General features: G+C 36.7%; 11 protein-coding genes. 8 read left to right on the top strand and 3 right to left on the bottom strand.

The window, feature by feature from the left end; all coding sequences use genetic code 11:
• Position 1: 1 nt before the first annotated feature.
• Together HHL20_RS09130 and HHL20_RS09125 are read left to right on the top strand one after the other, a co-directional pair.
• Positions 2-2,173: a DNA/RNA helicase domain-containing protein gene (locus HHL20_RS09130; RefSeq protein WP_169230823.1), complete on the top strand. Its 2,172-nt coding sequence runs from the start codon at positions 2-4 to the stop codon at positions 2,171-2,173.
• A 334-nt stretch (positions 2,174-2,507) separates the two neighbouring features.
• Positions 2,508-4,364, top strand: a complete 1,857-nt coding sequence (locus tag HHL20_RS09125) for a DUF262 domain-containing protein (RefSeq protein WP_169230822.1) — start codon at positions 2,508-2,510, stop codon at positions 4,362-4,364.
• Positions 4,365-4,450: 86 nt separating this feature from the next.
• On the opposite strand, the gene HHL20_RS09120 is transcribed toward HHL20_RS09125, so the two are convergent.
• Positions 4,451-4,807: a hypothetical protein gene (locus tag HHL20_RS09120; RefSeq protein ID WP_169230821.1), complete on the bottom strand. Its 357-nt coding sequence runs from the start codon at positions 4,805-4,807 to the stop codon at positions 4,451-4,453.
• A 62-nt stretch (positions 4,808-4,869) separates the two neighbouring features.
• On the opposite strand from HHL20_RS09120, the gene HHL20_RS09115 reads away from it, so the two are divergent.
• Entirely contained in the window at positions 4,870-5,133 is a 264-nt protein-coding gene (locus HHL20_RS09115) for a DUF1294 domain-containing protein (protein WP_169230820.1), read from the top strand.
• A 13-nt stretch (positions 5,134-5,146) separates the two neighbouring features.
• On the opposite strand, the gene HHL20_RS09110 is transcribed toward HHL20_RS09115, so the two are convergent.
• Positions 5,147-6,643 (bottom strand): right-handed parallel beta-helix repeat-containing protein, encoded by a 1,497-nt coding sequence (locus tag HHL20_RS09110; protein WP_169230819.1) that lies wholly within the window; start codon positions 6,641-6,643, stop codon positions 5,147-5,149.
• Positions 6,644-6,855: 212 nt separating this feature from the next.
• Here HHL20_RS09110 and typA point away from each other — a divergent pair, with 212 nt between their 5' ends.
• Positions 6,856-8,661: a translational GTPase TypA gene (typA, locus tag HHL20_RS09105; protein ID WP_169230818.1), complete on the top strand. Its 1,806-nt coding sequence runs from the start codon at positions 6,856-6,858 to the stop codon at positions 8,659-8,661.
• 1,458 nt (positions 8,662-10,119) lie between these two features.
• On the top strand, positions 10,120-11,712 hold the full coding sequence (locus HHL20_RS09100) for a glycoside hydrolase family 10 protein (protein ID WP_169230817.1): 1,593 nt from the start codon (positions 10,120-10,122) through the stop codon (positions 11,710-11,712).
• Positions 11,713-11,944: 232 nt separating this feature from the next.
• Here the strand turns inward: HHL20_RS09100 and HHL20_RS09095 are convergent, their stop codons facing one another.
• Positions 11,945-12,271, bottom strand: coding sequence for a winged helix-turn-helix transcriptional regulator (locus tag HHL20_RS09095; RefSeq protein ID WP_169230816.1), 327 nt, complete (start codon positions 12,269-12,271; stop codon positions 11,945-11,947).
• A gap of 113 nt (positions 12,272-12,384) precedes the next feature.
• Here HHL20_RS09095 and HHL20_RS09090 point away from each other — a divergent pair, with 113 nt between their 5' ends.
• The 3 genes from HHL20_RS09090 to ychF all read left to right on the top strand — a co-directional run bounded on the left by HHL20_RS09090 (position 12,385) and on the right by ychF (position 15,454).
• Entirely contained in the window at positions 12,385-13,158 is a 774-nt protein-coding gene (locus HHL20_RS09090) for an SDR family oxidoreductase (RefSeq protein ID WP_169230815.1), read from the top strand.
• A gap of 444 nt (positions 13,159-13,602) precedes the next feature.
• A complete protein-coding gene (locus HHL20_RS09085) occupies positions 13,603-14,154 on the top strand; it encodes a ferritin (RefSeq protein WP_169230814.1) in 552 nt (183 codons plus the stop codon).
• Positions 14,155-14,362: 208 nt separating this feature from the next.
• Positions 14,363-15,454 carry a redox-regulated ATPase YchF gene (gene ychF, locus HHL20_RS09080; RefSeq protein ID WP_169230813.1) on the top strand — a complete coding sequence of 364 codons (1,092 nt, stop codon included), beginning with the start codon at positions 14,363-14,365 and terminating at the stop codon, positions 15,452-15,454.
• Positions 15,455-15,467 lie beyond the last annotated feature (13 nt).

Raw genomic sequence — 15,467 nt, 5'->3', positions numbered from 1 at the left:
TATGAACTTTTCTATTCGACAATATCCTTTTGACAATAATCTGGAATCTGAAATAATTGATAATCATAGAGATTTTCTTAACTGGCCACTCGTCTATTTTTTAGAAGAGAATAAAACTAAAGAGGCTTATGTAGGTGAAACAACAGATGTTCTCAGCAGATTAAAAACACATTCTAAAAGTGAAAGAAAGCAGAGATTAAATACTGTCAATTTAATTTTAAGTGATAAGTTTAATAAATCTGCAACTTTAGATGTTGAATCGAATCTTATTAAATATATTTCTGCAGATGGAACGTATTCTCTGCAAAATGGTAATCTAGGTATTTCCAATCATCAATATTATCAGCAAAAAGAAATCTATTGGGAATTGTTTAAGAACATTTGGGGGGAATTAAAAACCTTAGGTATTGCTAGACATTATCTTCACGATATTGATAATTCTGATTTATTCAAATATTCACCTTATAAATCTTTATCAAGGGAACAGATAAAGGGACTTAGAATGATTCTGAATTGCCTTCTTGATGATAATGCAAAAGTTAGTCTTATACAAGGAGGTGCGGGAACGGGTAAATCTATTTTAGCTATTTTCTTATTTAAACTTTTAAAAACAAATCTGGATGATTTTAATGAATCAGATTTTGATGAAAATGATAAAGATATTTTTCATTTATTAGAATTGGTAAAACAAAAATATGGCGAGTTAAGCATGGCTCTTGTCATTCCCATGGCTTCTTTTCGCCAGACTATTTCTAATGTCTTTAAAAATATAAAAGGGCTCTCAAGTAAAATGGTCATTGGACCTTCCGAAATTGTAAAGCAAAAATATGATTTGCTAATTGTAGATGAAGGTCATCGTTTGCGAAGAAGAGTGAATTTAGGTTCCTATTTTGGAACTTTTGATAAGAATTCTGAAGCTTTAGGTCTTGATAAAAATACTTCTTCGGAATTAGACTGGGTACAATTACAAAGTAAAAAGTCCATAATTTTTTATGACCAGTTCCAGTCTATTAAGCCTTCTGATGTAACAAAAGAAAGTTTTTATGATCTAAAAAATCTTCCAACGACAAGAAATGAAAAACTATTAACCCAATTTCGGGTAAAAGGTGGAAATAATTATGTTAAACTAATCCATCAGTTATTTGATGAAAATATAAACAGTATTATACCAAAAATCAATATTGGCTTTTACGATCTTAAACTATTTGATAATCTTAATGAAATGGTGCATCAAATACAGTTAAAAGAAAAAGAGGAAAAGTTATCAAGAATGGTTGCTGGTTTTGCTTGGGAATGGATTTCTAAAAATGATAAATCCAAGTTTGATATTGTTATAGAGGATACTTTTTTGCAGTGGAACAGTACTGATAAAGATTGGGTCAATTCTACCAATGCCATAAATGAAGTAGGATGTATCCATACAACACAGGGGTATGATCTCAATTACGCAGGGGTTATTATTGGACCTGAGCTTGATTATGATTTTGAAAATCAGGAATTCATAGTCTATAAAGATAGATACAAAGATAAAAATGGAAAAAACTCCATTAAAGATTCTAAAGTTTTGTTAGATTTTGTTATTAATATCTACAAAACGATTTTGTTAAGAGGAATTGAGGGGACATATATCTATGTTTGTAATCCTAATTTACGCAAGTATTTTTCTCAATTCATTCCGATATATCAGGAAAAAATTAAACAAGAAAATTTATTAAAGATTTTAGATGAGCCTAATGAACATACTGTTCCTTTTTATGATTTAGAAATCGCTGCCGGTAATTTTTCTGATCTTCAGGCGGTAAGAGATTCAAAATTTATTGAAGTTCCGGATTTAAGTTCGCCACAAGATTATTTTATCTGTAAAGTTGTGGGAGAATCAATGAATAAAGTAATTCCTAATGGTAGTTTTTGTCTTTTTAGGAAATATACAGGAGGAAGTAGAAATGGTTTAATTATTTTGGTTGAAGGCAGTGATATTTTTGACAGTGAAACCGGAGCTCATTATACCATAAAAAAATACTCAAGTAAAAAAGCAGTTGATGAAGAAGGATGGCATCATGAAGAGATTATCTTGAAACCCTTATCTACAAAATCTTATGAGCCAATTGTTTTAAGGGACGAAGAAACGTTGAATTTTAAAGTGATTGGAGTGTTTGTGAAAGTTATCCAATAATTATTTATAAAGTGAAAACTTAATATGAGTAGTAGAATTGTCAGAAATTAACCTAATGAAGAGTCTATGTGAAAATTGAGAAATGAAAAATCAATTTTTTATTCAATTGTAAGAAGTTTTTTTGAGATAAAATTTTATCATTGTGAATATAATAAATTTATATAAGTTTTTGGAAATAAATATAAACTGTTTTAATGATCGCAAGAAGGATAATTTAGAAAGTGTAGGATTTTGTAGATGTGTTTATTGACGGGGTGGCCATTTAATAACTAAAAATTACTTTAAAACTATAACCATACATTTGATATTACGTCAAATGTCTAAAACTAAAAATATGTCAATTATTCCAAGCCCTCAAAACTTAGAACAAGTTTTTTCGTCTACTAATTATTTTATTGATTTTTATCAACGTCACTATAAATGGTCAAAAGACCCCGTGGAAAGATTATTAGAAGATATTTTTTATAAGTTTAATCAGGATTATGATAAAATTTGTGAAAAAGATAATTCAGTTAATGCAGAAACCATAGCAGCAAGAGTTAGTAGTTATTTTTTAAATACTTATGTTACCAATACTATTGGAACTGATGTCTATTTAGTAGACGGGCAACAGAGATTTACAACACTAACTTTACTATTTATTCAATTGTATCAGTTAGCGATAAAGTTTAATAGTGAGTTACAAGAATGGATTAAAGCAAGAGTGTATGGGGTTTCAGGGCCTAATAAGAATTTTTGGGTACATCATACTAAACATGTAAAAACTCTTGAGGCATTATTAAATAATATAAACTTTTCAGATATCGAGAGTAATGGTGTTACAGGCAGTAATATGGTTAACAATTCTAAAATCATTAAGAGTTATATTGAAAGAGAAATAACAAATTTACATAAATTTGATGCATTCATTTATTATCTATTAAGAAAGATTGAAATTTTACGATTAGAAGTATCTCAGCAAGATGTTCCAATGGTTTTTGAAGTAATTAATGATAGAGGTGTCCGTTTAAAGCCCCATGAAATACTAAAAGGTAAGCTGTTAGGACAAATCGATAAAGATGAATTAGAATTATTAAAATTAAATGATATTTGGGAAACCCAAATTGTTAAAGTTGGTGTAGGAAATGATGATGATTCTGATGAGATTGATAAATTTTTTTCTAGTTATATCAGATCAAAAGTAGTAGATACTAGATCTGCACTTGAAAAATATACAGAAAAAAATTATCATAAAGCACTCTTTGAAAATGAATCAAATCTTTATTTTAAATTACACCGCAATCCTGCTGAAATAAAGAAATTTATACAAAACGATTTTATATATTTTACAAATTTATATTGTAAAATACGTGATTTAAAAGATATATTTCAAGAAGAATACCAGCATCTATATTTTAATTTTTTAAATGACCTGAGTAATATCTATATATTAATTTTAAGCTCAATTAAACATAATGATAGCAAAGAAGATGATAAAATAAAAGAAGTATCATATCACTTAGATCGTATATTTTGTCTTTTGCAACTTCAGAAGGCAGATTCGAATAATTTACTTACAAATTTAATTTATAAGATAAGTTCAGAAATAAGAGATAGTGAAGTTGATTTAATATCAATAGTTTTTGATAAATATTTGATTGATTCATTGAAAACTGCAAAAAATACAGAAGTAACAGAGGTTTTTAATTATAATTATTTCAAAGATGTAGGTTATTCTGATTTAAATACTAGGTTTAGTCGTTATTTTTTAGCACGAATAGAATATTTTCTTACTAAAAATGCTGTTGCAGAAATGCAGAATAATTTTAATAATCTTGTAAGAAATAATGGCTATGCAAATGGACATCATATTGAACATATACTTTCATATAATGAAGAGAATTTATTAATGTTTGAAAATGAAGAGATTTTTGAACGAGAGCGCAATAGATTGGGTGGATTATTACTTTTACGCGGTAATTCGAATCAATCAAGTGGAAATGAAAAATATGTGGATAAACTAAAGACGTATGCTCAAAGTTTATATTGGAATGCAACTTTAAATTCAGATACTTATCATTCAAATTTAGATTTGAAAAATTTTAAATCAAGATTTGATTTAGACATTTTACCTATGTCAAAATTTGGACCTGAGGAACTTGAAGCTAGACATCGACTACTATCGAAAATGATTTTAATCATTTGGTCTTAATATGTTACAGAGTTTAAATATAAACTTATGAGTCATGGAGATATAGATAGACCTAAAGATAAAATGCCTTCTATTTGTTAAAAATGTCAATTTATAAACTTAGAATCCTTAATTTTAATACAATACTCAGTCCCCAGAAACCTCGGGTCCCCATGCTTCTCAGACCAGAAGCCATCCAACACATCCGGGTTGATCCAACGGTAAACGGCAACGCCTTTATAAATTTTTTGGTCGTCACCTTCGTAGCGGAAGTTGATGACTAAAATGCCGTCTTTGAAGAAGCCGGTGCCGTGCTGTTCGTGGTCGCCGATGAGCCATTCGGCGATGATGCGGTTGTTTTCGTCGAGGGATAAGGTCAAAATTCCCTGGTAGGAACTGCTGTCTGCTTCCTCCTGGTTGCTACCCTGAATGGCATAACTTCCTGCCAGATCATGTATGGTCATTGATGGTATTTAGAATGCAAAGGTAAAAAATCGGGCTCATTTTTTTGTCTTAGATTTGCAGCATGTTTTACGCAATAGCTCTCATCAGCATCATCACGTTTATCATCTTCGGAATCGATAAAAGAAAAGCCGTGAAGCATCAGCGGAGAATTCCTGAAAATACTTTGTTAATTCTTGCATTCTTCGGCGGAACGATCGGAGCTTTACTGGGAATGCTCGTTTTCAGACATAAAATTTCAAAAAGATCATTTCTGTTGAAATTCAGCGGAATTGTTGTAATACAGGTAATGTTGGTGTACCTATACAAAAAAATCCTCATCGGTTGATGAGGATTAAATATTAAGCGTCTGTTCCGTCAGCTTTTACCCACTTAACGCCCTGCCAGAAAATAGGTTTTCCCAGCGTGGAATCAAAATAATGCTGCCCCTTGTACAGATTTACTGTAGGTCTTTCTGTAGTTGAGCCGAACGTTTTATCAATAATAAACCTTCTTTCGGCATCAGTAAACTGTTCATTGGCGCCGGTACAGATAAATTTAGGAGCATTCTGGGCTAATCCCAAAGTCCTGAATTCTGTAAACTCCGCAGCGTTTTGAGAAATAAAGGAATCAAGATGGTCTTTCATGGTAAGCTCAAACACGTTGCCTTTAGACGAGTCTTTCTGAAAAACAAAAAATGTAAAGGCAGGATATAATGATGCTTTAGAACTCAAATAGTAATTGTTAATAAATTTATTGTACGATGAATCATTGCCGTAAAACCAGGTAACGTACGTATTGACATTATTGTTGGATGGCGATAAGAAACTATTACAGAAAATATTGCTCTGAGAATTATCCAGAATTACACCAACGATATGATTCTCTATATAGCATCCGTCAAAACTAATACTCTGGCAATCGTTCATCAAAACACCGATTCCTGAAGAAATATACGGCGATCTGTTGATATTCAACAGTCGAAGATAGTTAGCAATATTACTCTCAATAATGGTATTGGTAATACTGCAGCCGTAAGAACCGGAAAATGACATCCCTACAGAATTAAGCCTGAATACGGAATGGGAAACTTCCATGGTCGTTGAAACTCCATCAGCAAGTAAGCCGATTTTATTATTGAAAAATGTTGAATTTTCTATATTGACGTAATAAGAGTTATTCACCTGAATTCCCGCGTTTTCAAAACCTTCAATATGAAGATTCTGAAGGATGAATTTATCCGTATTTTGAATAATAATCCCATTGCTGAAATTATTAAGAACTCCCCTTTCTATGGAAGGATTGATTCCGTAATTAGGTCCGGCAATTGTTAAATCTGAAATATTGGTAAACTCTTCTCCGGTATTGAAATAAGGGTCTCCCTCATTCTGATGCCAATGATTATTGGCTGTAGTGCCTTTTTCAGTCGGAAAAATAACGGAAATACCGGCATTCTCTGTAAAGAGTACTGTTCCATGTTTAGATTCTCCCTTTAAGGTACAGGATTTAGGGAACAATAAAGTATTCGTAATCTTGTACCTGCCGTCAGGGATAAGACAAGACAGATGATGATAAGAATTGGCCTGGTAACGGGATTTACACATGTCAATAAGGTAGTTAAATGCATGCTGAATGCTTGCCGTAGCATCGCTGCCATCACCTTTTGCTCCAAACCATTTTACATTGATATGATCTTCAATATATCTCATATAAAAAATTGTAGTAGTACCAATTTCTTCTTTGAAATAAATAATATCATCTACATGGCTATTAGAAATAGGAGTTCCATCGTACCATGTGGTGACAGGAACAAGGGTGATAAATTCTCCCGTTTGCAAATCTTGAATTTGTTTTGACATTTTTTAAATTTTAAACAGTTAATGATGAATGAATTGTTTCTTGCAAGAAATCTATACCGCAAAAGTACAGGCCGGCAGCGACTTGACGTGTAAAATTTTATATTTATTTTTTATGATTATTTAATTTTCTCATTATGAATTTGTTAATTAACATAACTTATTAGCAGGTATTTCATTAAAAATCACTACTTTTGCACCCGTAAAAATCTTTTATGCAAAACATTAGAAATATTGCGATCATCGCACACGTTGACCACGGTAAGACCACGCTGGTTGACAAGATCATCCACGCTACCAATATTTTCAGAGAAAATCAGGAGAGTGGGGAGTTAATTATGGATAACAACGACCTTGAAAGAGAAAGAGGGATCACCATCTTATCCAAGAATATTTCTGTTACTTATAAAGACACGAAAATTAATGTAATTGATACACCCGGTCACGCCGATTTCGGGGGAGAAGTAGAAAGAGTATTGAAAATGGCAGACGGGGTAATCCTGTTGGTGGATGCCTTCGAAGGGCCGATGCCACAGACCCGTTTCGTACTTCAGAAAGCACTGGAATTAGGATTGAGACCATTGGTGGTGATCAACAAAGTTGATAAACCAAACTGTCGTCCTGATGAGGTTCACGATCAGGTATTTGATCTGTTCTTCAACCTTGATGCTACTGAAGAGCAGTTGGATTTCCCAACGTTCTACGGATCTTCAAAACAGGGATGGTTCAACACTTCATTGGAACAAACGGAAGATATTTTCCCTTTATTGGACGGTATCCTTCAATATGTTCCTGAACCGAAAGTAACCGAAGGTAACCTTCAGATGCAGATCACTTCCCTTGATTATTCATCTTTCTTAGGAAGAATCGCTATCGGAAAAGTGACCAGAGGTGAGCTTAAAGAATCCCAGTGGATTGGTCTTGCTCAGGCAGACGGTAAAATTGCCAAAGGAAAAGTTAAAGAATTATACGTTTTCGAAGGATTAGGAAAGAAAAAAGTAACTGAAGTTCAGGCAGGAGATATCTGTGCTGTTGTAGGTTTCGACGCTTTCCAGATCGGAGACTCTTTCGTGGACCTGGAAAATCCTGAACCGTTGGAAAGAACGGCGATCGATGAGCCTACCCTGAACATGACGTTCTCTATCAACAATTCACCTTTTTTCGGGAAAGACGGTAAATATGTTACCTCTAACCACCTGAAAGAAAGATTAACCAAAGAATTAGAGAAAAACTTGGCATTAAGAGTACAGCAGACCGACGATGCCAATACCTTCCTTGTATTCGGTAGAGGGATCCTTCACTTGTCGGTTTTAATTGAAACCATGAGAAGAGAAGGGTATGAGATGACGATCGGTCAGCCACAGGTTATCCTTAGAGAAATCGACGGAGTAAGCTGTGAGCCTTACGAATCTTTGGTAGTAGATGTTCCTGAAGAATATGCTTCAAGAGTAATCGACTTGGCTACCCAGAGAAAAGGAGACCTTCACATCATGGAAACGAAAGGCGAAATGCAGCACATGGAATTCGAAATACCTTCAAGAGGTCTGATCGGATTGCGTTCCCAGATGCTAACCGCTACCGCCGGAGAAGCCATTATGGCGCACCGTTTCACGGAATACAAGCCTTTCAAAGGGGCCATTCCGGGAAGAAACAACGGGGTATTGATCAGCAAAACCCAAGGTCCTGCAACAGAATATTCCATCAACAAACTACAGGACAGAGGTAAGTTCTTCGTAGATCCGGGAGAGGAAATCTACGCAGGAATGATCATCGGAGAACAGAACAAACCGGGTGATCTTGTAGTAAACATCGTGGAAGCGAAGCAGCTGAACAACATGAGAGCCGCAGGAAAAGATAAAGATACCGGAGTTGCTCCGAAAATCTTATTCTCACTCGAAGAATGTATGGAATACATCCAGGCTGACGAAGCCATCGAGGTAACTCCGAATTTCATCCGTATGAGAAAGAAGCTCCTTTCCGAAGAAGAAAGAAAAAAAGTGGAAAGATCTGCAAAAGCATAATCCCATTTTCATCAATATACCAAAGCTCCGAATTCCGGAGCTTTTTTATTTAAATAATACCTAAAAAAATCTGCGTCATCCGTAAAATCAGCAGGAAGATAAAACTTAGCTTTCTTTCTGTAGCATTTTATCTCTTCGCGCTCTTAGCTGAGTAGAACGCCTTTGCGAACTTAAAAACATTTAGTAGTCAAAAATCTTAGCGGTCTTTGTGTTAAATACATTGCGAATCAAGATGCTTCCAGCATGACAACCTCTTGATAAGTAAAGGTTTAAAAAAAAATCTGCGTCATCCGTGAAATCCGCGGGAGATTAAAATCTAGCTTTCTATCGCATTTTATACCTTCGCGCTCTTAGCTGAGTGAAACGCCTTCGCGCCTTTAAAAAACGTTTAGTATTCAAAAAACTCTTTGCGTCCTTTGCGTTTAAAAAACATTTCGAAATCAAGATGCTTTGACTCCGTCGAACCCAAGGTTTCAGCATGACAACCTCCTGATAAGTAAAGGTTAAAAAAAATCTGCGTCATCCGTGAAATCAGCGGGAGATTAAGATCTAGCTTTCTATCGCATTTTATATCTTCGCGATCTTAGCTGAGTGAAACGCCTTCGCGAACTTAAAAACAGTTAGTATTCAAAAAACTCTTTGCGTCCTTTGCGTTAAAAAACATTTCGAAATCAAGATGCTTTGACTCCGTCGAACCCAAGGTTTCAGCATGACAACCTCCTGATAAGTAAAGGTTAAAAAAAATCCGCATCATCCGTGAAATCAGCGGGAGATTAAGATCTAGCTTTCTGTAGCATTTTATATCTTCGCGATCTTAGTTGAGTGAAACGCCTTTGCGAACTTAAAAACAGTTAGTATCAAAAAAACTTTGCGTCCTTTGCGTTAAAAAACATTTCGAAATCAAGATGCTTTGACTCCGTCGAACCCAAGGTTTCAGCATGACAACCTCCTGATAAGTAAAGGTTAAAAAAATCTGCGTCATCCGTGAAATCCGCGGGAGAATAAAATCTAGCTTTCTGTAGCATTTTATATCTTCGCGATCTTAGTTGAGTGAAACGCCTTTGCGATCTTAAAAACGTTTAGTATTCAAAAAAACTCTTTGCGCCCTTTGCGTTAAAAAAAGCATTACGAAATCAAGATGCTTCCAGCATGACGACCTCCCGATAAGTAAAGGTTAAAAAAATCTGCGTCATCCGTAAAATCCGCGGGAGAATAAAATCTAGCTTGCTTTCTGTAACATTTATATCTTCGCACTCTTAGCTGAGTGAAACGCCTTCGCGAACTTAAAAACGTTTAGTATTCAAAAAAAACTCTTTGCGCCCTTTGCGTTAAAAAACATTTCTAAATCAAGATGCTTTGACTTCCGTTAGGAGTTAAAAAACTTTGCGATCCTTGCGTTTAACTAATTTTATTATCATAATTTAAATCAACAAAATAAATTAATGTAGTTTTGCAGATATGAGAATAAATTACTTAAAACTAATCATATTATCAGGTGTCTTTACGTCATTCATGGCCTGTTCAACCCAGAATAATGCCGTAAAAGCTTCCACTCCTTCAAAAAATACCGCTAAAAATAAAACCTTACCGCCAACCGGCCCGAAACCTCAAGCTGCAATTCCGCCAGATGAAACATTCAGGACGGTTCTTCCTGAGATCAAAAGAGAATTCCGCGGTGCCTGGATTGCCAGTGTGGCCAATATCAACTGGCCCTCAAGAAACAACCTTTCTGTCGACCAGCAAAAAGCAGAAGCGATCAGCATGCTGAATATGCTGAAAGATAATAATTTCAACGCCGTTATTTTCCAGGTAAGGCCTTCCGCTGATGCTTTATACACCAGTAATATCGAACCATGGTCTTACTTTCTGACAGGGCAGACGGGTGTGGCGCCATATCCCAATTACGATCCCTTACAGTTCTGGATTGAAGAAGCGCACAAAAGAGGCCTCGAGCTTCACGTTTGGCTGAATCCTTATCGTGCCCATCATTCCAACGGCGGAAGCCCGAATAATTTATCGATGGTCAACAAACTTTCAGATATTGTGATCCGTCTTAAAAACGGAATGTACTGGTTTGATCCGGCCAATCCGAAAACCCAGGGCCACGTTTCCAATGTGGTGAAAGATATCGTAAAACGATACGATATTGATGCCGTCCATTTTGACGATTATTTTTATCCGTATGCTACTTACAACAGGGGCGCTGATTTCCCGGACCATGCATCCTGGAACGAATACGTGAGAAATGGCGGAACGTTATCCAGAGCGGATTGGAGAAGAGATAACGTCAATAAATTTGTTGAAAGGATTTATAAAGAAATTCATGCAGAGAAAAGCTATGTCCGGTTCGGAATCAGTCCGTTCGGAATCTGGAAGCCCGGGTATCCGCAGGGAATTGTCGGATCATCTCAGTATGATGAATTATATGCTGATGCTAAATTATGGTTAAATAAAGGCTGGGTGGATTATTTCTCCCCTCAGTTGTACTGGCCGATCGAGTCAAAAGGACAGCCTTTCGAAGCCCTTTTAAACTGGTGGAAATCGGAGAATACCTTAAACCGCCATCTCTGGCCGGGATTAAATACAGTGGAAATAAGATCTTCGGATCGCCCTTCAGAAATCAAAAACCAGATTGAAATTTCGAGGCAGGTTTTAGGAAACGGTGCAGGAGAAATACACTGGAGCATTGCAGGACTTACCAAAAATCCGGGGATGTTACCGGCATTGAAAAACGGACCGTACAAAGAAAAGGCTCTCGTTCCGAAAACGCCATGGCTGAAAGCAGCACCTTTACAGATTCCAAGTCTTTTTATCAATGACAACGGAAGTTTAGTACAGGTAAGCTGGAGTACGAAAAATATAGGGGATGTTTTTCAGTGGGTGCTTTTCACACAGTACAACGGGGTCTGGGAAACTGATATTCTTACACTGGATCAGCTTTCCAGGGAAATCCCGAAGTCTAAAGACGGAAAAACCCTTACTGCTGTTGCTGTAAAAGCCATTGACCGGTTAGGAAACGAAAGCGATTATACAGCAAAACAGATAAAATAGACCAATAGGCTGTTTCAAAAAATGCAGTGAAGAATCTTAAACTTTTGTTGTAGAGATTCTTCGCTGCTCTCAGAATGACAAACTATAACACAATCATCTGCGGCATCTGCGAAATCTTCGGGCAATAAAAAATTCATCATTCCGCTTTGCTCTATTTAGCATGAGAAACAACAATACAATCATCTGTGACCATCTGAGAAATCTGTGGTTCAAAAAGATTCTTTTTAAATAGTCAGATCACATATTCAACGCCCCATTTCTGCAGCTCATTGATAATAGGTTCTAATTTTTCACCTTTCACGGTTAACGTATATTCAACAGTAGGCGGGACTGTCGCAAACACTTCTCTAATCACAATTCCGTTGGCCTCCATATTTTTCAGCTCTTTCACCAGCATCCGGGTACTGATGTTGGGAATAAGCCTTTCCAGTTCACTGAAACGTTTTTTACCGGTGAACAGTGCATAAATGATGGACATCGACCATTTTCCGCCAATAACGCCCAGTATTTCCTGAAGCGCACATTTTTCTTCAGATTGCTGTATATTTTTTTTAGCCATAACTGATTGATTATGTTTAATGCTTTACTTTATGTTATTACTATACATTGGTGTAACTACTTGCAAAAGTAAAGTATTGTAATTTACTTTGCAACTCATTTAAACAAAAAATTATGAATCATTCGTTAAAAGAAATGGTTGCTCTGGTAACAGGAGGAACAAAAGGTATTGGCAAGGCAATCGCCGATCGGTTAAGCAATGCAGGTATTCAGGTCATCATCACAGCACGTACGGCTCCTGCAGAAGTTACAGAAGGGCAATATTTTATCCAGTCCGATCTTGCTCAACCCGAAAGTGCGGAAATCATTGCTGCAGAAATTCTGGAAAAATACGGCAGGATCGATATTATCGTTAATAATGCCGGAGCCAATTTAAGTCCGGGCGGAGGTTTCAGTACACTTTCTGATGAGCACTGGAATAATGACTGGCAGACGAATTTTATGTCGGTGGTACGGATCAACAAAGCATTATTGCCGGTAATGATCGACCAGAAAAGCGGAGTGATCGTCAACATTTCTACGGGAGCTGCAAAATTGCCGGTGTGGGAAATGACCATGTCATATTCTTCTGCAAAGGCAGCGCTGAATGCTTACAGCAAAGCATTGGCAAATGAGGTTGCCACACATGGAGTACGTGTTAATGTAGTATCACCCGGACTAGTAGAGACGCCGCTCATGCTGGAATTCATTCAGAATATGGCGCAGTCATCTTCCGTTACGCAGGAAGAAGCTTATCAGTCTGTTATGGAAAAGCTGAATGTTCCTTTGGGAAGAATGGCTGAACCTGATGAAGTTGCGGGTATTGTCGCTTATCTTGTTTCTCCGGAAGCAAAATACATCACAGGAGTCAATTATTCAGTCGACGGAGGTGCTTTACCTACGATTTAATATTAAAATTAATTACCCATTAATTAACGGAAACAAATTCCCCTCCTTTGGAGGGGTGGATTCGACCATAGGGAGAAGACGGGGTGGTCCTGTAAAGTTGAATTGTAATAATAAAAGTCAAATATTGAAATGAATGACTTTAACCTAGCCCCGATTGCAGTGAAAATCCTTTTTTGCGGCTGAAAATCCCTCTCACGGAGAGGGATCAGGGTGAGGAAAAAGATTGCAGCGGAAAGCGGGATTAAGCTCCAAAAGAAATGGAAAATATTTTTGGTTAAAGATGCAGTTTCATAGGTGCAGAAGTTTAGAATAACTATAAATTATCCATCTAAAATAAAGTAGTTCAGGCTATTATAAATACCACAAAAACAATAACTCCCTCTGGAATATTCTCGGAACTATTTTTGCATCGTATTGATTCATAATCACTAAAAAATATGAATTATGAATACCAACAGACTTTCCGAAGCGATGGAAAAAGCGCTTAGTGATCAGATGAATAAAGAGATCCATGCATCACATGTTTTTTTATCTTACGGAATTTGGGCAGATGATAAAGGATATCAGGGGATTGCCAACTTTCTTTACAGACACGCTCAGGAAGAAAGAAACCATTCCATCAAATTTATGGAGTACGTTCTGAACAGGGGAGGGAAACCTAAAGTGGAAGCCATACCAGCGCCACCGGCTGATCCGGAATCTCTTACCGCATGTTTTGAAGGCGTTTTCAGACATGAAGTAGACAATACCACTTCTATTTACAGACTCGTAGATATGGCGCTTGAAGAAAAAGACTGGGCCACCTGGAACTTTATGCAGTGGTTCGTTCAGGAACAGATCGAAGAAGAAACCCTGGCGATGAACCTGATGGACAAACTGAAAATCGCAGGCGGAGACCGTGCTACCGATGAATCTCTGTTTACTCTAGATAAAACGCTGGAAAACGCACCAAACGATGTTCCGCTTGCTCAGGAAGCAACGGGTGACAATCCGTAAAGCCAATCCGGTAAATTGAATACACAAAAAATCTGTCAGCTTCTGGCGGATTTTTTTATTATGAAACTCTCTTTAAAATCACTATCTTTGCACACTCATAATTCAAAGATTATAGTTTCGAGTTTAATTTAATTGTTTATATAAACTTTAAACCTAACTCTAAACCTTAAACCTTGAATTTTAAACCTTAAACTTTGAATCTTACGTTATGAAATGTGGAATCGTAGGCTTACCGAATGTAGGTAAATCAACTCTTTTTAACTGTCTGAGCAACGCAAAAGCACAGTCGGCCAACTATCCTTTCTGTACCATCGAACCCAACCTTGGAACGGTTTCCGTACCGGACCAGAGATTGTTTGAACTGGAAAAAATAGTAAAACCGGAAAGAGTTTTGCCGGCAGTGGTGGAGATTGTGGATATTGCAGGTCTTGTAAAAGGAGCCAGCAAAGGAGAAGGGCTGGGTAACCAGTTTTTGGCCAACATCCGCGAATGTGAGGCGATTATTCATGTATTAAGATGTTTTGATAACGGAAACATCATCCACGTGGAAGGTTCCGTAGATCCGTTAAGAGACAAAGAAATTATCGACATCGAGCTTCAGCTGAAAGACCTTGAAACCGTAGGCAAAGCCGTTGAAAAAGCTAAGAAATTCATCAAATCCGGAAAGAAAGAAGATATTCTTGCGTATGAAACATTGCAGAGCCTTCAGAAATTCCTTGAGGACGGTAAGAACGCAAGAGAATTTGCAACCGATGATTTTACAAAATCCATTATCGGAGAAGTTCAGCTGTTAACCAATAAGCCTGTTCTTTACGTTTGTAACGTGGATGAAAACTCCATTAAAAACGGAAATGAATGGATCGGCAAGATTGAAGAGATGGCTAAAAATGAAGGCGCAGAAGTTGTTGTACTGGCCGCCCAGATTGAAGCGGACATCAACGAACTGGAAACCTACGAAGAAAGAGAAATTTTCCTTGAAGAATTGGGGCTTACAGAACCGGGAGTTAACCGTCTCATCAGAAAAGCGTATGATCTGCTAAAACTTCAGACGTATTTCACGGCTGGGGTTAAAGAAGTGAGAGCCTGGACAATCGGTCAGGGATGGACGGCGCCTCAGGCGGCTGGAGTAATCCACACTGATTTTGAAAAAGGCTTCATCCGTGCAGAAGTTATTAAATACGATGACTATATGCATTACGGTTCCGAAGCAAAGGTAAAAGAAGCCGGAAAGCTTTCTGTTGAAGGTAAAGAATACATTGTGAAAGATGGTGACATCATGCACTTCAGATTCAACGTCTAGAAAATATTAAAGT

The organism is Chryseobacterium cheonjiense (genome assembly GCF_012927265.1).
Lineage (GTDB): Bacteria > Bacteroidota > Bacteroidia > Flavobacteriales > Weeksellaceae > Chryseobacterium > Chryseobacterium cheonjiense.
The sequence above is the reverse complement of the archived record's forward strand: the minus strand, read 5'-3'. Positions and strand labels throughout refer to the sequence as shown.

Coding starts and splice junctions, on each gene's coding strand:
- HHL20_RS09130 (WP_169230823.1), top strand. CDS start 2: ATGAACTTTTCTATTCGACAATATCCTTTTGACAATAATCTGGAATCT.
- HHL20_RS09125 (WP_169230822.1), top strand. CDS start 2,508: ATGTCAATTATTCCAAGCCCTCAAAACTTAGAACAAGTTTTTTCGTCT.
- HHL20_RS09120 (WP_169230821.1), bottom strand. CDS start 4,807: ATGACCATACATGATCTGGCAGGAAGTTATGCCATTCAGGGTAGCAAC.
- HHL20_RS09115 (WP_169230820.1), top strand. CDS start 4,870: ATGTTTTACGCAATAGCTCTCATCAGCATCATCACGTTTATCATCTTC.
- HHL20_RS09110 (WP_169230819.1), bottom strand. CDS start 6,643: ATGTCAAAACAAATTCAAGATTTGCAAACGGGAGAATTTATCACCCTT.
- typA (WP_169230818.1), top strand. CDS start 6,856: ATGCAAAACATTAGAAATATTGCGATCATCGCACACGTTGACCACGGT.
- HHL20_RS09100 (WP_169230817.1), top strand. CDS start 10,120: ATGAGAATAAATTACTTAAAACTAATCATATTATCAGGTGTCTTTACG.
- HHL20_RS09095 (WP_169230816.1), bottom strand. CDS start 12,271: ATGGCTAAAAAAAATATACAGCAATCTGAAGAAAAATGTGCGCTTCAG.
- HHL20_RS09090 (WP_169230815.1), top strand. CDS start 12,385: ATGAATCATTCGTTAAAAGAAATGGTTGCTCTGGTAACAGGAGGAACA.
- HHL20_RS09085 (WP_169230814.1), top strand. CDS start 13,603: ATGAATACCAACAGACTTTCCGAAGCGATGGAAAAAGCGCTTAGTGAT.
- ychF (WP_169230813.1), top strand. CDS start 14,363: ATGAAATGTGGAATCGTAGGCTTACCGAATGTAGGTAAATCAACTCTT.